We start from the raw sequence: 19644 nt of genomic DNA on the forward strand, positions 1-19644 counted from the left end.
TGGTTAGTGGTTGGGGGTTAGTGGTTAGCTAATCACTAGTAACTACTAACTTCTTAAGGTTTTAATACCTTAGAAAAGGTGATATGGAAAGCGGTACCGTTTTCGCGTTCCAGAGTTATGTTACCTTTGATCTGGCGGGTTAAATTATGCACAATTCTCAAGCCTAAAGAATGGGTATTGCTCCAATCTAAGGACTCTGGAATACCAATACCACTATCACTGACTGTTAAGGTAATAGTATTATCTGTGGCTGACATCAAACGAATCACAATCTCACCACGTCTTCCTTTAGGAAAGGCATACTTGAGAGAGTTGGAAACAAGTTCATTGATGAGAAGCCCGCAAGGTATAGCAGTATCAAGGTTGAGCTTGATACCGTTGGTTTCTATTGTCAGAACTATTATCTTTTGGCTGATGCCATAGCAGCGGAACAAGTTATCCGTTAAGCTACGAATGTATTCACCAAAATCAATTTGAGAAATTTCTGGCGACTGGTAAAGATGCTCGTGGATGAGTGCCATAGATTGCACCCGATTTTGAGACTCTTGGAATAACATCATGGTGGATTCCTCTCTAGCGCGTCTGGATTGCATTCGCAACAGACTAGAGATAATTTGCAGGTTATTTTTCACTCGATGGTGAATTTCCTTTAAAAGAGTTTCTTTTTCTTCTAGTGAATGTTCGAGCTGGTCTACTACCTGCTTGCGTTCCCGTAGCGCGGCTTGTCGTTCGCTAATATCCTGACAAATACCTATGGCACCAATAATATTTCCGTGAATATCCCGTACCATAGCAGTCGAAAGGCTAATGTCCACTAAGGAACCATCTTTCCTTTGACGACGAGTTTCTATTTGAGTTAATTCACAATTAGCAAAGGGTTGGGTTGTACATCCAACAAATTTTTCGTGTTCCTCATAGGGAATAATTGGTAGAGGCTTGCCAAGTACCTCTTTTGCTTCCCAACCAAAAAGACGCTCGTTCATTGGGTTCCACAGGACAACCTTGCTATCAGTATCAACAAAATCAATCCCGACTGGTGCGGATTGAATAATTGCCTGTAGTAAGGCGTTGGTTTCTCGCATGTCGATCTCAGTTTGTTTGAGGAGTGTGATATCACGGCTCATAAACAAAACTGATGTTACATTCCCACGAGGAGTTCGCTCTGGAACCATCCGAGATTGGTAATACTTTAACCCGTTGAGACCTTCAAGACGGAACTCGATAAAATGCTCTTGTCCGGTTTCAAAAACTTGCTTCACTCCCTGTTCAATCCGCGTCACTGTCTCCTCTGGAAACCCAAGTTCTGCAGTGGTTTTTCCAATAAATGCCTGCCTGGGTAAACCTGATGCTGCTTCTACGGCGGGATTAATATAGAGATAGCGATAATCCCGTTCAATGCGAGCAATGACATCTGGTGCATTTTCCACTAGGGCAAGGAATTCCTGTTGACGTCGCTGGAGTTCAGCCTCAGTACGTTTGCCTTCGGTAATATCTTCAGCAATACCTACAATGCGTTGAACTGCACCTGCTGCGTCTCTAACCAAAAAGCTTTGGGTACGAATCCAACGTATATCTCCATCAGCCCGAATAATTCGATATTCCTGCTTGAAACCTTCAGTATATCTTTGTTTTTGAAGTGCTAGTATAACGCGGTCCTTGTCTTCCGGATGGACAAGATTCAACCAAGACAGGGAGTTGTGATACATACTTGAGCAGGAGTTGCCCCAAATCTCTTCATATGCTGGACTTATGTAAATCACTTCACTAAAATCACGGTTGAAGATGAAAAACACTTCGCGAATATGCTCTGCAAGTTGGCGAAACTTTTCTTCGCTTCGCCGTAATTCATCTTCTATTCGCTGACGTTCGGTTATTTCGCTTCTCAGCTTGGCATTAGCTTGCTCTAAATCTTGGGTGCGTTGCTGAACTCTGAGTTCTAAGTCGTGGTTGAGTTCACACAACGCTTCTTCTGCTTGCTTGCGTTCTGTAATATCTCGTCCTTCTGGAAGCAGCAAAACAACTTGCCCGAGCTCGTTAAAAATCGGTTTGATGGAAAAATCAACAGTTCTTTGAACACCTTGGGCATTGGGTAGCGTTACCTCAAATCGCATAAAATCTCCAAGAGATGCTTGGATAATAGCTCTTTGCAAACCTTTACATAACTTGGGTAGAGCTTTGCAACAGGATAATTCCCAAAAGCGTTGCCCTGTCACCTCATCACGTTCAGCACCAAAAAATTCCAAGGATGCTTGGTTGAGTTCCAAAGTTGTGCCATCCGGAGTTAACAGCCCAATAAATTGAAAAGTTTGCTCAAAAATGGCACGGAATTTTCGCTCGCTCTGTTGTAATTCTGCTGTTCGTTCCTGCACTTTAACTTCAAGTTGTGCATTGAGAATTTGCAAGTTTTGGTAGAGTTCTGCTTGTTGAATTGCGATCGCCAACTGCACTGACAATTGCTCTAGCAAATCCATTTCCCATTGCTGCCATTGACGCGAACCAGAGCATTGATGAGCTACCAGCAAACCCCAAACAGGAGGATTGCTTGTCAGCAGACAGCGATCGCCTTCTATAGGTTGAGTCCCTGAAAAAATCGGGACATATAGATTCGCTTGAACTTGATATAGATCGAGCAATTCAACATAGCAGTTAGATAATGCTGCTTGATGCGTATCGTTAACTGCTCCTGCGTTACCTCGGTAATAGCTTCCTCGAGTATTTTTAAAACAGGTATCTTCAAACCTCAAATTCAAGCAACTTTTCCATCCCGGCAAAACAGATTCTGCTACAACAGTACCGCTCTTATCTTGGTGAAACTGGTAAACTATAACCCGGTCAGCTTTCAGAAAATTACGGATTTCATCGACTGCTGTATTCAAAACAATTTCCAGGCTTAAGGACAAACGAATGCGGAGGGCGATCGCTGCCATCAAGCGTTGCTGCTCTTGCTGCTGCTCTACCTGCTCCATAAGGCGCACCCGTTCCATGACAGCATGACTAACACGATGAAGGGTTTCATCCGTGAGTTTTCCCTTCACCAAATAGTCTTGTGCGCCACTTTTCATTGCTTGCACTGCAACGCTTTCATCTCCTTGCCCCGTAAGCACGATTGCAGGTAAATACTTCCTACCAGTGACAAGTTTTAATTCTTCCAGAAACTCTAGCCCGGTGGCATCTGGTAACATGAAGTCCACGAGGAGCAGATCGACCGTGAAACACTTGCAAGAGTCAATTGCTTCTGCTGCTGTTTCAAATTCTACAATCCTATAAATATATCGCCTGTCACGCTCCAGGAAGCGACGATAAAGCGTGCGGTCTTCCTCAGAGTCATCTACGATCGCAATGGTACGTTGACTATCCATATTTATTGCTGTATTGGGTAAGGAAGAACAACAGTATCAAACCAGTAATGCAAAAAGTTCCGAATGGTTTGTTTCAAAGCTTCCACACCAATCGGTTTGAGCATATAGGAATTAACACCATACTGATAACAAGCCTCAATATCCTTGGGGCTGGAAGATGTGGTCAATGCAACAACAGGAATACTTTTGAGGGTGCAATCCTGTTTTATTTGCTCAATCACTTCTCGTCCATCTGTTCCCGGTAAATTTAGGTCTACCAATATGATGGCTGGACGAGGCGATGTCATGGGATTGCTATACTCCCCCTGGTGGTGAAGATAATCCAACGCATCATCCCCATTGCAAGCCCGATATACTGGGTAGAAACATGCTGCTTCCCGAAGTGCTCGCTTAAGTGCTGTGAAATCCTCGTCGCTATCTTCTACCACCAATATGGTGCAGTTAGCACTGTGGACATTGAGAGGTACTGGAACCGATGAATTTTCCATATGCGTTTAACCCGGTAATGTGAAATAGAAAGTACTGCCTTGACCGATAGCAGACTCCACCCAGATACTGCCTTCGTGTCGTTCGATGATTTTCTTGACAATAGTTAAACCTGCTCCTGTACCACCGCCATATTTACCGGGAGCATGAAGTCGTTTAAAAATCCGAAAGATGGTTTCTAAATGTTTTTCACGAATCCCAATGCCATTGTCCCGTACATAAAACGTCCATTTAAAAGGCTGTTCTTGAAATTCTTCAACCGAATCTAAATATCCAACCTCTACCCATTTTTCAGCACTATCGTTATATTTAAAGCCATTTCCTATCAAATTTGTTAGGACTTCCTCAAGTAAAATGCGATCGCCCTTAATCGCAGGCAGTGGTTTGGGAACTCGGATATCAATATTAGTATTCCCCAAACTCATGCGGAATATTTCTGAGACATTTTGCACCAACTCGTTGAAGTCAATCTCCTTCATATTTAATTCCTGTCGTCCCAAACGGGAAAAATGCAGCAGGGAATTAATCAAATCTTCCATGCGCTTTGTCAGCCGCACTAAAGTTTCTAACTTCGAGACTCCATCTCCATCTAAAATACTGGCGTAGTCTTCTAGTAAAAATGTAGAGTAATTGTGAATGCCTCGTAGTGGTTCTTTTAAATCGTGAGAAGCAATGTAAGAAAACGCATCTAACTCTGTATTGCTACGTTCCAATTCCAAGTTAATTGCTGCTAATTCATCCGCTTTCCGAAGCACTATGCCTACAATCGCACTTCTCAGTTCAATTGCCCCATCTATCTCCCATTGCTGCCAAGGTAGTGACTTATGACGTACTGTCTCTTTCCATATCTCAAAGGACTTACGTGGGTAAATGGTTAGACTACCATCAGTTTCTACTCTAGCTGGCTTTTGAGGATTGCCAGCCCAGTTGACGTGCTGTAATATTTCTGGGCGGAACCACAGCACGTAATTATCCCGTATCCGAGTAATAGAAAGAGCTAACAATCCGCTGGCTACCTCTTTAAACTCGATAGCTTTGGAATATTGCTTTGGTAAGGAATCAGTCTCAAATAGGTAGTTGTGAAATTTACCATTCAACCAGGCAATAAGGTCATGAATCTCTGACTCAGCTGGTGTTTCGCCAATGAGTGTCAAAAGACCATCGACACAAACTGCTGCACCCTCAGCATTTACCAGTTTGAGCAAACTGACTTGGTCTTCCACTAGGGCATCAGTAAAATCGTGCGATCGGGCAACTGTATCTATAAATTTAGTTTGAATCGACTTTAACTGCAATTTTTCATCTAAATTTTCATTTTCTTCTTTAGAGGCAAGTTCTAGAGACATCACTTTTCCTAAAAACTCACAGATAGTTCTAATTTCATAAGAAACAAATCGGGGAGTTTGATGGTGACAAGAAATTAATCCCCACAGGTTATTGTTTTTTACAAGGGAAATTGACATACTCGCGCCCATCCCCATATTTTTCATATATTCAATATGAATTGGAGAAACGCTTCTCAAGACACTGAAACTTAAATCCAGGGATTGAAGAGGAATGGATGGGGAAATAGCCGCGTTGTTTTTTGAGATAATTTCTACAGGCTGATAATTAACATCAGGAATAAGACGCAATGGATTGAGCGTGTATAAACGTCTCGCCTGTTTGGGAATATCAGTCGCTGGATAGTGTAATCCCAAATAAGCTTCTAATGGTTGTAGTTTATCTTCGGCAATGACTACACCAGAATTATCTGGTTCAAACCGATAAACCATGACTCGGTCAAATCCTGTGATTTTTCTTACTTCTTTGACAATCACTGCACTCAATTCACTTAAGGTTGATACCTGTTGCATCTTAGTAAGTACAGTTTGGCTGTGAGTATAAAAACTCATGAAACTATTGCTTTCTTCAGAACACAAAGGCTCTAGTTCCAAAATCAAATAATTTTGCGGTGACCGATGAATAACTCCGTTGAACTTTGTGGTATTTTTATCTTGCCTAGAAACCAAGAGCTTCAGGGGATTAATATGTTCAAAATCTCCTTGCAGACAACCTTGAATTGCAGTTATTTGCTCGGGTTCTAGGAGACTAGATAAATCTTTTCCCAAGAGATTTTCTGCAGGAATGCCAAGCAATCTCTCTGTGTTGTTACTAATATAGAGTATCTCTAGGTCGGGTTCGGATAGAATCAGGAGAATTCCGTGGGGTTGGATGGAGTTAGGGATATGGATCTGTTCGCGATCGCAATTTGTTAAGTTTACATTCTCAGCATTAATAAAATTCTGTAAAATATTCATTGTTTTTTTGTAATATAATCTCCGGTCATCTCTCTTCTATAAATGTATTTTTAAATTTCAAATTCAATTTATGAAGAAAGATTTTTTTTATATGTTGACCAAAACAGCCGACTAAATTTAGTATACTTTTAAAACATAATCTTGGCACCCAATTTTCCTGCCCTGAATAATTCTTTTTCAAGACTTTCGTATTGCCATTTGCTGCATATTTATGTTTATTTATTTCTGGAGCGCTTCTTAAATTTTAGTAAAAAACAATACATTGCTTTTGAATACCAATCTATAGAAATAGAACATTTTCATACAACAGAATTTCTACTTATTTCCAGATTTTAATACTTTTTTATCAACCGTATATATACTGAAATAAATAGAGATTTATTTTGCTATTATCGCAAAGAAGTGTCTAACCAAGCCTGACTTAATGTGTTACGGGTTAGGGTGAGAAATTCCCAATTTGGTCTTAACAAGAGTTCAGCCAAGTCTTGATAACTGATAACAAGTGATGATTCTCATTTGTAATTCTTATTAGATGCTGTAATTGTAAAGTTAGTTGCTGTACTGTTCAACATCTTTAATTAAAAGCTGGAGATTTAACAGGGATTATAAATTGATTTAAAATAAAAAAAATTATGCGATCGTCGTCAAGACGGGTTGTTATAAAATTATTAATAATTAATGATAAGCTTGGCTTAAAGTACAGAATTTTAAATTATCTATATCCACAGCGATATAATTGATAGGGAATACCAATACGGTAGTGCTGCTGTAGGTCTATAGCACAAATCATTTGGCTGGAAAATGCCAATTTGGGTGGATAGTCTTTGCGTTTTCTTCCCGGACCAATAACCCAAAGATCGAGCTGAGGAACCGTTGGTGCAGGAAGTTGAGAAAGCTTTTGCCAAACAGAGGTAAAGTCTGGTGATTGCTTAAAAAATGCAAAATTGGAAAATGGGGGGATAGAAACAGAGGTGGAACTCCGGGTTCCTTCTGAAGATAAGGGAACAACGGAGAGAGAGGGAGAATCTTTGTCACCATTTCCAGTTATGCTTTGGGTATCACTCCTGAGTGGTTCAAGTGCTAAAGCAAAGCTTAATCCCAAAGCCACATCCTGATAATCTCTGTATGCCATAACAACCATCAGCGACGTAGAAGGGTCTTGATTCATATTCTTTGCAACTTGCTCGGGTTCAAAAGGTTTTTGAAAGACTAGGTTGGAAACAACAAAAACACTACAAATCAGACCGACAAAAAGACAAATCAAAGGTGAAGAGAGAAAAACATAAAAATGCTTCTTTCTTGTTTTTTGTTCGTATTTTTCTTTTTGGGAAAGACTTGCAGCTAGAAGGGCACACCAGCTGGGATAGTAGACAAAATTGTAGCGTGGAACCGTAGTAATATTTTTACCCAAGAAATAGACAATTGCAAAAAATTCCAACAACACACAAGCAGTGAAAATTAACAGAACTAGGGTTGGGAGATGTGTTGATGGTGTAGACAACAGTTGTTTTAACCCTTTGAAGATGTGCCAACTTATCCACAAACTGAAAGCCAGCATGAGCAATCCAGATATTAATACAATTGGGAGGGGCTGATTTTCTACTGGTAGGGCAATGACCATCAGTATCCAACCAATCAGAGTTTGAAACAAAGGAGCAATATGTTGGGGCGGTTCTATCCAGTCAGTTTCAGAACGACCAAAATGATAAAATACGATCGCTAACCAGGGGAGAAAACTTATTGCCACACTACTGGAATAGAGAATAACCGCTAACCAAATTTTGCGTTGATTGAGGATATTTCCCCTACGGCAATACAATAAAAAAAGCAGCGTTACAATTTGGGCGATGAAAGCAAGAGCACAAAAGTAGTGGACATAAAGACCGATCGTGTTAACAATTGCCCATCCAGCCCAAACAACAAACCTGACTCTCGGACGCTTTTCAATATCCCGTTGAATTTGTACCAGTCCCAGTAACCCTAAAGTAATCAGGAGCATGGGCAAAGTGTAGTGTCGCGCTTCTTGAGAAAGGTAAACAGCAAAGGGAGAAACAGCCATCAAAGCAGCTGCCACTAATCCAGCAAATGGAAAAAAAGCTATACGGTTGACGTAATATATTGCAACAATACAACCTACACCAAATAACGCTGATGGCAAGCGCAATTTTGCCACCCACTCTTCTCCTAATGGGCTTACCCAGCTTAACCAACTATACATTCCACAAAAAAATAGGGGTGGATGAGTAGACTGGGTAGCAACGTTGTTGGCAATCTGAAAATAACTGCCTCCCCGTTGAAAGCTAAACATCTCCTGCAAACGTTCAAGAGGAAACACTACATCCAAAGGGAAATCATTATAGTTCTTACCCAGGCTGAAGATAGCCGTAATGACTTCATCCATCCATAGGGGTTTTAAATCCAAATGCCAAACGCGCAAGATAGCACCCAAGAATATTACCCCAATCAAATACAGATAATGCAGGCTTTTACGATTTAACATAAGTGTAAAAGGATAGTAGTTAGTGGATAGTCGATAGTGGATAGTTGTTCTGGTATAACTCAGCACATCGGTGCATACCACGTAGATGTAGAACACGATGGAAACGTCCAGCAAGTCGTATTCCTTGATACTCCCGGTCACGAAGCATTTACAGCAATGCGGGCACGGGGAGCGCGAGTTACTGACATTGCTATCTTAGTGGTTGCTGCTGACGATGGCGTCCGTCCCCAAACAATTGAAGCGATCAGCCACGCCAAGGCTGCTGGAGTTCCTATTGTGGTTGCCATTAACAAAATCGACAAACCAGAAGCTCAACCAGACCGTGTGAAGCAAGAATTAACGGAATTTGGTTTGGTGCCAGAAGAATGGGGCGGCGATACGATTATGGTTCCAGTTAGCGCGATTAAGGGTGAAAACCTTGATACGCTTCTCGAAATGATTCTGCTAGTAGCAGAAATCGCAGAACTGTCTGCTAACCCAGATCGTCTGGCGAGAGGAACTGTCATTGAGGCACATTTGGATAAAGCCAAAGGATCGGTTGCTACCCTGCTGATTCAAAACGGTACACTACACGTAGGAGATCTGCTGGTAGCTGGTTCCGTATTTGGTAAAGTCCGGGCAATGGTGGATGACAGAGGTGCAAGAGTTGAACTTGCTAGTCCGTCTTTCGCTGTTGAAATATTGGGCTTAAGTGAAGTACCTGCCGCAGGTGATGAGTTTGAGGTCTTCCAGAACGAAAAAGAAGCAAGAGCTATTGCTGCCGCACGTGCTGAAAAACAACGTCAATCCCGCCTCATGCAGGGACGCGTTACCCTAACAAGTTTGTCGGCTCAAGCTCAAGAAGGCGAGTTAAAAGAACTCAACTTGATCTTGAAGGCAGACGTACAGGGTTCAGTAGAAGCCATTGTGGGATCGCTCAGGCAAATACCGCAAAACGAAGTGCAAATTCGCTTGTTGTTGGCGTCTGCTGGGGAAATCACTCAAACTGATATTGACTTAGCAGCAGCCAGTGGAGCTGTCATTGTTGGTTTCAACACAACCTACGCCAGTGGTGCAAGACACGCGGCAGATGAAGCAGGTGTAGATGTACGGGAGTACAACATCATCTACAAGCTGTTGGAAGATATCCAAGGCGCTTTAGAAGGTCTCTTGGAACCAGAATTGGTAGAAGAACACCTCGGTCAAGCCGAAGTGCGAGCTGTCTTCCCTGTTGGTCGCGGTTTGGTTGCAGGTTGTTACGTGCAATCTGGCAAGTTATTCCGCAACTGCAAAGTGCGAGTACGCCGCAATGGCAAGGTGATTAATGAAGATACCCTTGACTCCCTCAAGCGGATGAAAGAGGATGTACGTGAAGTTAATGCTGGTTACGAATGCGGTGTCGGTATCGATAAGTATACCGATTGGGCAGAAGGTGACATCATTGAAGCCTACCAAATGGTGACCAAACGCCGTACACTCTCAAGTGCAAGATAATGAGTACTGGCGAACTTTGGTTCGCTTGTACACGGCAAGAGTTAGGAGTTATACAATGAAAACTCTTAACTCTGGTTTTTTAAATGACTCGAACGTGATACCAAACATCTGTCATAGCAACAACAGCTAACGATAAGCTGTGAAGAATTCTTTATATAAGTTATTGAACCTTAAGATGTTAGTCGCTACGAAAGCAGTATTATGGCTTTCAGATGAGTGAGGCTTTTTATTAATTTGTTATTTTAGTTGTAAATAAGGGTAAGGGGAAGAGAAAGTTGTTGGCTGAAGTTTCAGCAGCAACATTGTTATGCCCACTCCTTTTGACATGAGCCCTTGCCATTGTTAAAGTTATGTGAATACGGTGTGGGTTTTAGTAACCAATGAAACAGAATTAGTTGGTTAAAAACATTACCTTTAGAGTAGACTAGCAAAAATTCTATAGTTTCAGGGTTGGTGATTGTGGAAACTGCCCTGGCTTAACAAAGTTAATAATGAGGATAAGGAAATATGGTAAGGATTCAAATAACGAACGATCGCCAATTTTCCGGTGACGCTGAAATATGGAATAGTTTAAAGAGTGCGATCGCAGGTAGTTCGGGTTTCCAACGTTGGCTGCTAGAGCGTGGTAGCCAAGTACAAACACTTCGACTTGAGGAGCAGGTACAGCGTTATTTACGAGAAACTTTAGAAACACTGGCATACTAACTCAGAAGTCGTTTGTCATTGGTCAAATATATCCGGAAACAACCAAAGACAAAAGACTAAGAGCTAAAAATTCAGCAAATTTTGTAAATTTCCTTGTAAAAGCAAGAGCTGGCGATAAGCCGTTTCGAGCCTTGCCCCATCAACTTCAACTTCTGAAGTTGGATAATTTTGAATGACTTCTAGCAAAGTAATCTTCTCATCTTGATTGGCGCAAAGAATCAAAGCAGAACGCAAAGCTTGTCTGTCAGCTTTACCAGAAGGCGTGTGAATCACTTGGCTTAGCTGGTCGAGTACAGAATTACCAATTTGACTATTGAGTACTTTATCAAGAATCACAAGGTTAACCTTCACCGGCTCTGTCAAATACTTGCGAACCCGTTGAGGATCTTGCCCTGCTGAAGCTAGATGGGATGAAAGAGCACTAGATGGTTTTCCAGTTTCGGCAAAAGATGACAAATCTGCCACAGATAGTGATTCCCGGAAAACACGATACTTTAGTATCACCTTTTCAGCAGCAATAGCATGAAACCCATTCAGTAGAAGACAGGCGATAACAGTAAAAACCGAAGTGCGACGGAGTGAAAACAATTGGCAGAGCATTACCTAATTTTAGAACGCGTGCTATTTCTTTGACGCTGTTTTCATAAGATGAGTTGCAAATTTTTCTATAAACCGGGCTTCCTTGAGAAACCCGGTTTGTCAAGTTGCTGAAAAATTGGCACTTCAGTATTTATCAGTGCAAATATAGTAAAAAAATTAACAATAAAAAACCTTCGTTTCTACTAGGGAACCCAGCTGCCAAGGGATATGTCTTCGGCTATAGTTTTGCATGGGTTTTATAGTTCATTAAGCGTGCAAATAGCCGGATAAAGTCTAAAAAGTGAAGGATAAAGGAGAAGGGATGAAATATTTTGTATTTCACTTCATACTTCATACTTGATACTTCCTCCTTCAAATAAACCTAATTGCGTACATATAAAGACACAAATCAAGATGAGACACCAGGGATTCAACATTCCACAATCAAAAAAATTTGCCATTCATGCTTTGCCTGTAGGGTTAACAGCTTTGCTAGTAGTTGGAGGTGGGTTTATCCTGTCAGAAACTGAGGTAGATGCTGGGGGAGCGCCGCAAAAAGTCACTGCGACTATGACAACAGCACAAGTACCCGTCGGTGCAGCAACTCTCTACGTTAATCCGGAAACAGGACAAGATAGCCCTGATACTGGGACTTCAGATGCCAAATCCTACAAAACTATTACCTACGCTCTCAAGCAAGCCAAAGCAGGTACAGTCATTCAACTTGCTCCGGGTACTTACAGTCAAGAAAACGGAGAAGTCTTTCCTCTAACGATCGCATCTGGAGTAACATTGCGCGGTGATGAATCCTCTAAAGGTCAGGGAATATTAATTGTAGGTAGCGGTAATTTTATCAGTCCCACTTTTGCCCGTCAGAATGTAGCCATCCTTGCCCAAAACGATAGTATTATCACTGGTGTCACAGTGACCAACCCAGAAAATCGCGGTACTGGCGTGTGGATTGAAACATCTAATGCAGTTGTTCAAAACTCTACTTTTACTAATAGTGTACGTGAGGGCGTTTTTGTTACAGGCAAAGCTAATCCAAAAATTGAAAATAACGTCTTTATTCAAAATAAAGGTAACGGTGTCTCTGTAGCTAAATCTGCTCAAGGAGAGGTTCGCAATAACTTATTTCAGAACACTGGTTTTGGTGTTGCAGTCAGCGATTTAGCATCACCTTTAATTAGTGATAACCAAATCATACAAAACAATGGTGGTGTTGTGGTGAATGGGTCTTCTAAACCAACATTGCGTAACAATGTCATTGAGGATAATCGAGATCATGGTTTAGTTGTCATTCAAAACGCACAACCAGATTTAGGAACGGCAGAAAATCCTGGTAAGAACATCATCCGTAATAACGGTAAAAAAGATGTCAAAAAATTCTTCGATGTATTAAATGCCACTACAGGCAACACTATACTTGCTGTTGGCAATGATATTGATGTGAAGAGGATTTCTGGCAAAGTTGAGTTTGTTGCAGCCACTGTTGAAGCACCAATAGGGGGAGGCGCAACAGCGTTTAAAGATGTGCCTACAGGTTATTGGGCAAAAACCTATATTGAAGCTTTAGCATCTAAAAACATTATTGCTGGGTTCCCCGATGGTTCTTTTAAACCTAACGAACCCGTCACTCGTGCCCAATTTGCTGCCATTATTAGCAAAGCCTTTACACCTAGCGCCAAACGCGAAACTGCTAGCTTTAGCGATCTTAGCCGTAATTTTTGGGCTTATCAGGTGATTCAATCTGCTTACCAAGGTGGTTTTGTATCTGGTTATCCCGATAGAACTTTTAAACCAGAGCAACAAATCCCACGAGTACAGGTGCTAGTTTCCCTAGCTAACGGTTTGGGATTGAACGTGGACAATCAGAACGTTCTTTCTGTGTATAGTGATGCCGCCCAAATTCCAAACTATGCCGCAGCTCCTGTAGCAGCAGCAACTGCAAAACAACTTGTTGTTAACTATCCCTCGGTTAAGCAACTCAACCCCAATCGTCAAGCAACTCGAGCAGAAGTTGCAGCCTTTGTTTACCAAGCACTGGTTAGTCGAGGTAGCCTACAACCAATCCCTTCTCCCTATTTGGTCAGAACTCCATAACACGAGGATAGTTAGTAGTTATTAGTTAGTGGTTGGCGGTTAGTATCTACAATCTAGTAAGCACTATTCACTAACCACTAACAATCATCAAAAGTGCCAGCACTCACAAGACATGAGTACTGGCACTTTTAGTAATAAAAAGATTTTGTTAACACAAGGGTCTTTACATTTGTAACTGACCCTTTTTTATACTTTTGACTTATATTCAGGGTCTTTATATAAGCTGACCCCGTTTTAACAATTACTAGTTTCTCAGGAATTTTTCGTTTTTCAGATTTCCTAATATTTTTTTAATTTTTTCTGTCTTTTTGTTGTTTAGTGTACACAATTGTTAAGTTACAAGAAATGCATGTATAAATAAACACTAGTTATTCAAAAGGAATCAAATTAACATCCAATTTTTACTGAAGGGGAGAAAAGGGCACAATACAATAATTTTGTGCCCAATCATTCCGATGTCCATGCCTTGAGCATAGGTGGGGTAGTTCTGTTATGAGCGTCGTTGGCGACGCTGCTCCCAACGCCAGAGGAAAACCATCAAAGCAACTACCCCTATTTGAACAGCTAAGTTAGGCAAAGCGCTTTCAGCATCACGTCCTGCAAGCAACTGAGTTAGAAAAATGAATGCACCAATCAAACCAGATGCACCGCAGGCAATGTAAATAAACATTCGCAAACCGCGATAGGGGGCTGCGACTTCTGCTTTCAAACGGGCATACTGTTGAGAATTCATTCGATTTTTGCTTTTGGGTTCAACCATAAAGTAAATACTGCTATAATCTTGTATTATGTATGCCGATGTGGCTCAGCGGTAGAGCAGCTGATTCGTAATCAGCAGGTCACGGGTTCAAATCCCGTCATCGGCTTCAAAGAATAACAATAACTGATGTGATAAATAGCACTAGCCCTTAAGTAGGGTGGGCGATGCCTACCGACTTCAACTTGGTGGACGTAAAACTGTCAGTATTTATTGCAAGATTAACACAGCCTTAATAGTTACTTAATGCCCAGTTGGTAGCTTAGTTTTGCAACACTCGGCTGGATTTTATACCAAATCCACGTCTGTAGTCTCTGCCCAAATCTCTTAACAATTTCGCAAAACAATAGCTATGGCGTGTTTTCATTTAGATCGCTTGCTATCCACTAGAGCAAAGCGGCGGCGCTTTCTAGTCGGTGCAGGAGTCGCAACCGCAAGTGCAATCGCAACTCAATGGACTAACAGAGTTCTCGCACAGCCTAGTTTTTCTGCTTATCCCTTCAGTCTTGGTATTGCTTCTGGCGATCCCTTACCAGATAGTGTCGTGCTATGGACAAGGTTAGCTCCCGATCCATTAAATGGAGGTGGGATGCCATCTGTAAATGTGCCAGTGCAATGGCAAGTTGCCCTAGATGAAAACATGAGAGAAGTTGTAAGAAAAGGCACAGTGATAGCAACACCACAGTTTGCACATTCTGTCCATGTGGATGTACGTGGATTAAAACCCCATCGTTGGTACTGGTATCAGTTTAAGGTAGGTAATGAGGTTAGCCCCATTGGTCGTACTCGCACAGCTCCAGCACGAAATGCTCGTATCGATAAATTTCGCTTTGCCTTTGCCAATTGTCAAGACTGGCAAAACGGTTACTACACAGCCTATCAGCATTTAGCTGAGGAAGACTTGGACTTGGTCGTTCATCTAGGGGACTATATCTATGAATATGGACCAGAGCCAGGGGGACCGCGCCAACACAACAGCCCTGAAATCCTCACCCTCTCCGACTACCGAAACCGCCACGCCCTTTACAAAACCGATCCCAATCTGCAAGCGACTCACGCTGCTTTTCCCTGGATAGTGACTTGGGACGACCACGAAGTAGAAAACAACTACGCTAGTTTAATTCCAGAAGAAAATCAAGACCCAGAAGGGTTTGTCACTCGCAGAGCCAACGCTTACCAAGCTTACTACGAGCATATGCCTCTGCGTCGGTCATCGCTGCCTCAAGGACCATATTTACAGCTTTATCGGCGTTTTACCTTTGGAGACATTGCCGAGTTAAACATACTCGATACCCGCCAGTACCGCACCGACCAGCCTTGTGATGACGGCTTAAAACCCCCTTGTGCCGAAGCTTTCGATCCAAATGCGACTATGACTGGTAAAGACCAACAAGAGTGGTTCTTCCAAGGTTTGCGTCAGTCCCAGTCTCGCTGGAATGTTATTGCTCAGCAAACCATGTTGGCACAATTTGATTTCGACCCCACTCCAACTCAAGAAGTGTTTAACTTGGATCAGTGGGATGGTTATGTATTTGCACGCAATAGGTTACTAGAATTTTTACAACAACAGCAACCCAGGAACCCGATTGTGATTACGGGTGACATCCATTCCAGTTGGGTACACGATCTAAAAGCTGATTTCAACAACCCAGATTCACCCACTGTTGGTACTGAATTCGTAGGTACCTCAATTTCCTCTGACTTCCCAGAAGCCTTTATTCCCCCTGTTGTCGCCGCTCTAAGCGCTAACCCCCAGACTAAATTTTTTGACGGTAAAAACCGGGGTTATGTTCGTTGCTATCTCACACCTAGTACTTGGCAAAGTGACTATCGGATTGTTTCTACAATTCGCGAACAAAAGGCAAGCATTAGCACTCTAGCTTCGTTTGTAGTTCAAAACGGGCAACCAGGCGCTGAACGTGCTTAGATTCCGTAATTAGGGTGGGCGTCTTACCCACCTCACTTATTTTTTGGAAATCCCTAAGAATACAAATGCTTGAGAATAATACGATTGCGACCCTCTGCCTTAGCTTGATATAACGCCCTATCTGCTGCCACAATCAATTTTGTTGGAGAAACCCCAAAAATGGGAATAGTTGTGGCTACTCCTACGCTTAGGGTTACAAACTGACTTACGGTAGATTCGGTATGCTCAATTTGTAGTTCCCTCACCCCGGCTTGCATGGCAGCAGCAACGTGAACTGCACCGGAGGCATTGGTGTTGGGCATAATCACAGCAAATTCTTCACCGCCAGAACGCGCTACTAAAGCCTGATTTTTCTCAGCGGTACGGCTGAGGACAGATGCAACTTTCTGCAAACAGGCATCTCCTGGTATATGACCGTATTTATCGTTGTAACGTTTAAAATAATCGATATCGCACATTATTAAAGATAAGGGCAACTGCTCCTCTGCCAAGTTCAACCACTGAGCATTTAAATATTGGTCAAAACGACGACGATTAGCAACGCCAGTTAAACCATCTACATTGGCAAGTTCTTGCAAAGCTTGGGTGACTGCCTCTAACTGTTTGTAGAGTTGTGCTTGCTGTAACAGCCTTTTGACCCTTTGACGCAGAACTGCCCAGTTAATTGGTTTGGTCACATAGTCGCTTGCTCCCGCCTCAAAAGCCAGATCTACCGATTCGGAATCTTCCAAGCCCGTAATCATCAAAATGGGAATGCGATCGCACAATCTGGAAATCGTGGTATTACCAAAAGAGTATCCTGTTAGAGAACTGACAAGACTGGAAGCCCAAAGAGTTCTGGATAATTGGGTTAATTGCTTGCAGCAAGTAAAGCCGTCCATAACTGGCATAACAGCATCTAGCAAAATTAGATCTGGTTTAACAGTTGCAAATACCTCCAAACACTGCTTGCCATTAAGGACTTCAACAACTCGATAGCCTTCTTTTTCCATAGCTTCACGTAACAGCATCCGTATGCTCTTATCATCATCAGCAACGAGAATTATAGGGGGTTCGTTGGGGATAGAAAATTGGCTTATGCCGGACATGAGTTGCGTTCCATAAAGGCAAAATAGAATAGGGGTAGTGTTGCTGTGGAGGTTCTACGCTCTACCCCTACACCTTACCCCAATAACTAAACTAAATCTAAAAGAGGTTAATTTTATAGTTCCCAATTACTCAGACGTAATTGAACTGCTTCATTACTAATTTGCAAAAACTGGGCTGGCAAAATGATTACTTCACAAGATATTTACATATTTTTGTTATTTTTGTTAAATCTGCTTTATTTTACTCTTGATTAATGAAGATGTAGGTTGTAGAGTGTAGGAAATTCCTACAAGATAATGCGATCGATTTAATTAAGCCATAAAATTTTAGAGCAATAAGCATAGCATATTTACTGGTATAACCTACAATATTGAACAATAAGCCAAGCTGAAATTTACCCAATCTTCTTCTGTATGCCAGATTCACTAATGTATGAGCAAGATTATTTTGTTGTTTTAGAAACAAATCAACCAGAGCAAATTCTGACTGCCTTGGAACTATTTGATAAGCTGAAAGGAGCTTTGCAAGAATTAAAATCAGAAGATTTGCCAGCGGATTTACGCTCCTTTGATTCAGTAGAAGCAAAAGTAAAATATTTGATGGATACAAGTTGTGAATTAGATATTGGACCAGATAAATATTTGCAGTGGTACGCAGTTCGCTTAGAAAAATAGTTTTGGTTGGTAGTTAGTAGTTAGTAGTTAATAGCTAGTAATCACTAACCACTAACTACTAACCACTAATCACTAACTCTTGTAATTAGCAATTAATGCTAACTCAACTGTATTAGAATCTTTTTGAGAGACTGACACCTCCACATTAGGACCAAAATAATTAGTCATTTTTTCCTGCTTTTGTTGCCAGATATCGATTGGTACTGAAGGCGAGTCAAATTCCAAGATTAAGGCATAAAATCCATTAATGTCTGTTTCTCGTAACCCTAAAAGCACTGGTCTTTCGTCATCTGAGGAACCTAAACCTAAGAACTCAAGAGATTTATCAAAATGAGCATCCTGACCGTAGCAATATCGAGTAATATCTTGGCGAATTTTAGTTTGAGTAGAAGTTGCCTGCTGTTGCCGTAACTTTAGCACTTGTGGCGTTGTAGATTGACTAAAAGGCACAGGCGGAAGTTCGTTAGCCTTGAGAGCAAGCCCTCCTAAAAGAAGAGGAATACCGTAAAAGAATCCTATAAGATTGAGTGTAGCGTTATCTGCAGCATAAGCAGCAAAGCCGATGATGGTTAAGATTCCACCGATAGTTAAGCCGAGAGTCCCCAAAGAAAATTGGCGTAGCATAATTCCAGCGTAGTACAAATTCTTAGTATTTCTTTTGTACTACCATTGGGTCTCGCTAACAAGCCAGAAAACAAAGTTCCTTTCTTTCAAGGAATAAAAGCTTATATTTTTGCGTTAACTTTAAATGTGAGAATCACAGCTGAGTTTAGGAACACAACAATGGATGCACAAACAATCAAAGAAAGAGTCAGCCAAGTGCGAAGCAAACGTGAATATCTGCTAAGCCTCTTAGAACAACCTAATTTGGGAACTCTAAGAGTAGACGTCAATCAAGCGTTAGAAGAAATGGACGACTTAATTGATGAATTCAGACGCACTTTCCCCGAAGCAGAAATAGGTTAAGTGCAATAGATAGTAAAAATAAATAAAAAGTTGCGTCGGTAGAGATTGCAAATCAACAATTCTACCGACAGCTTTAGGCAGTTCCATTTTTTTTAGACCCCGAATTCTCACCTATGTGTTGGTTTCCCAAGTCCAAGACAAGCATACTATATCAGCTACCCTGGTAGGGAGGAATTGTTGACACCCTGCCCCAACTGCTTAACCAAAGCAATTAGTTCTGTAGTTGGTACGTCTTTCTTACAGAAAGCATCCAGACTACCAACTTCTTTGGTATCTTGGCACTTGGCATCCTCTACTGAGGAATAGGCAATAATTTGGGTACTTGGGGAGATGGCTTTAATATGAGCGGATGCACTCCATCCATCCATAATTGGCATTTGTAAATCTAGAACAATTACATCAGGAAGAGTACGTTCAACCATTTCTATGGCTTCTTTACCATTACTGGCTAAACCCACTACCTGAATATTTTCTTGGGAAGAAAAGGCTAATTTTAGGGTTAAACGAGTTAGTTCGTGGTCATCAACCACTAGGACTCTTAAGGTAGAAGACTCGCAGGACAACATTAACATCCTAGGGAACTAAAGATAATGTACGATAACTTTTATAGTTTATGAGAAGCAGCCCGTTAACTTACTCTATCCAATGGTTGAATAATTTGTCCGTGCCAGTGGCAAATAAACTGATAAGTCAAAAAGAGGAATTCTACAGGAAAGAAATAACATC

At 41.5% G+C, this 19644-nt stretch carries 15 protein-coding genes and 1 tRNA gene; 7 read left to right on the top strand and 9 right to left on the bottom strand.

What is annotated here, in order from left to right:
- Window positions 1-53: 53 nt before the first annotated feature.
- The 4 genes from ACYRY3_RS29790 to ACYRY3_RS29805 form a co-directional block, all read right to left on the bottom strand.
- Window positions 54-3359: a PAS domain S-box protein gene (locus ACYRY3_RS29790; protein ID WP_460205291.1), complete on the bottom strand. Its 3306-nt coding sequence runs from the start codon at window positions 3357-3359 to the stop codon at window positions 54-56.
- 2 nt (window positions 3360-3361) lie between these two features.
- Complete coding sequence (locus ACYRY3_RS29795; RefSeq protein ID WP_460205292.1) at window positions 3362-3847, bottom strand: response regulator; 486 nt, start codon at window positions 3845-3847, stop codon at window positions 3362-3364.
- 6 nt (window positions 3848-3853) lie between these two features.
- The gene (locus ACYRY3_RS29800) at window positions 3854-6145 is read right to left on the bottom strand and encodes an ATP-binding protein (protein WP_460205293.1); all 2292 of its coding nucleotides are present in this window, start codon (window positions 6143-6145) and stop codon (window positions 3854-3856) included.
- 712 nt (window positions 6146-6857) lie between these two features.
- Window positions 6858-8645: a glycosyltransferase family 39 protein gene (locus tag ACYRY3_RS29805; RefSeq protein WP_460205294.1), complete on the bottom strand. Its 1788-nt coding sequence runs from the start codon at window positions 8643-8645 to the stop codon at window positions 6858-6860.
- 33 nt (window positions 8646-8678) lie between these two features.
- Here ACYRY3_RS29805 and infB point away from each other — a divergent pair, with 33 nt between their 5' ends.
- Both infB and ACYRY3_RS29815 read left to right on the top strand, forming a co-directional pair.
- A complete protein-coding gene (gene infB / locus ACYRY3_RS29810; protein WP_460205451.1) occupies window positions 8679-10118 on the top strand; it encodes a translation initiation factor IF-2 in 1440 nt (479 codons plus the stop codon).
- 507 nt (window positions 10119-10625) lie between these two features.
- Window positions 10626-10823 carry a hypothetical protein gene (locus tag ACYRY3_RS29815; protein ID WP_460205295.1) on the top strand — a complete coding sequence of 66 codons (198 nt, stop codon included), beginning with the start codon at window positions 10626-10628 and terminating at the stop codon, window positions 10821-10823.
- A 63-nt stretch (window positions 10824-10886) separates the two neighbouring features.
- Here ACYRY3_RS29815 and ACYRY3_RS29820 read toward each other — a convergent pair whose 3' ends face one another.
- The gene (locus ACYRY3_RS29820) at window positions 10887-11423 is read right to left on the bottom strand and encodes an alpha/beta hydrolase (protein ID WP_460205296.1); all 537 of its coding nucleotides are present in this window, start codon (window positions 11421-11423) and stop codon (window positions 10887-10889) included.
- Window positions 11424-11816: 393 nt separating this feature from the next.
- On the opposite strand from ACYRY3_RS29820, the gene ACYRY3_RS29825 reads away from it, so the two are divergent.
- Window positions 11817-13505 (top strand): DUF1565 domain-containing protein, encoded by a 1689-nt coding sequence (locus ACYRY3_RS29825; RefSeq protein ID WP_460205297.1) that lies wholly within the window; start codon window positions 11817-11819, stop codon window positions 13503-13505.
- A 490-nt stretch (window positions 13506-13995) separates the two neighbouring features.
- Here ACYRY3_RS29825 and ACYRY3_RS29830 read toward each other — a convergent pair whose 3' ends face one another.
- The gene (locus ACYRY3_RS29830) at window positions 13996-14265 is read right to left on the bottom strand and encodes a DUF3493 domain-containing protein (RefSeq protein ID WP_460205298.1); all 270 of its coding nucleotides are present in this window, start codon (window positions 14263-14265) and stop codon (window positions 13996-13998) included.
- A 34-nt stretch (window positions 14266-14299) separates the two neighbouring features.
- Here ACYRY3_RS29830 and ACYRY3_RS29835 point away from each other — a divergent pair.
- Window positions 14300-14371, top strand: a tRNA-Thr gene (locus tag ACYRY3_RS29835).
- 243 nt (window positions 14372-14614) lie between these two features.
- Complete coding sequence (locus tag ACYRY3_RS29840) at window positions 14615-16189, top strand: alkaline phosphatase D family protein (protein WP_460205299.1); 1575 nt, start codon at window positions 14615-14617, stop codon at window positions 16187-16189.
- A 53-nt stretch (window positions 16190-16242) separates the two neighbouring features.
- On the opposite strand, the gene ACYRY3_RS29845 is transcribed toward ACYRY3_RS29840, so the two are convergent.
- The gene (locus ACYRY3_RS29845; RefSeq protein WP_460205300.1) at window positions 16243-17277 is read right to left on the bottom strand and encodes a GGDEF domain-containing response regulator; all 1035 of its coding nucleotides are present in this window, start codon (window positions 17275-17277) and stop codon (window positions 16243-16245) included.
- Window positions 17278-17691: 414 nt separating this feature from the next.
- Between ACYRY3_RS29845 and ACYRY3_RS29850 the strand changes: the two genes are divergently transcribed.
- Entirely contained in the window at window positions 17692-17952 is a 261-nt protein-coding gene (locus tag ACYRY3_RS29850) for a CRR7 family NDH-1 assembly protein (RefSeq protein ID WP_460205301.1), read from the top strand.
- A 72-nt stretch (window positions 17953-18024) separates the two neighbouring features.
- Here the strand turns inward: ACYRY3_RS29850 and ACYRY3_RS29855 are convergent, their stop codons facing one another.
- On the bottom strand, window positions 18025-18576 hold the full coding sequence (locus ACYRY3_RS29855; protein ID WP_460205302.1) for a DUF2854 domain-containing protein: 552 nt from the start codon (window positions 18574-18576) through the stop codon (window positions 18025-18027).
- Window positions 18577-18735: 159 nt separating this feature from the next.
- Between ACYRY3_RS29855 and ACYRY3_RS29860 the strand changes: the two genes are divergently transcribed.
- Window positions 18736-18918, top strand: a complete 183-nt coding sequence (locus ACYRY3_RS29860; RefSeq protein ID WP_460205303.1) for a hypothetical protein — start codon at window positions 18736-18738, stop codon at window positions 18916-18918.
- Window positions 18919-19073: 155 nt separating this feature from the next.
- Here ACYRY3_RS29860 and ACYRY3_RS29865 read toward each other — a convergent pair whose 3' ends face one another.
- Window positions 19074-19490: a response regulator gene (locus tag ACYRY3_RS29865; protein WP_460205304.1), complete on the bottom strand. Its 417-nt coding sequence runs from the start codon at window positions 19488-19490 to the stop codon at window positions 19074-19076.
- Between the last annotated feature and the right edge of the window lie 154 nt (window positions 19491-19644).

Source organism: Scytonema sp. NUACC21 (genome assembly GCF_054684315.1).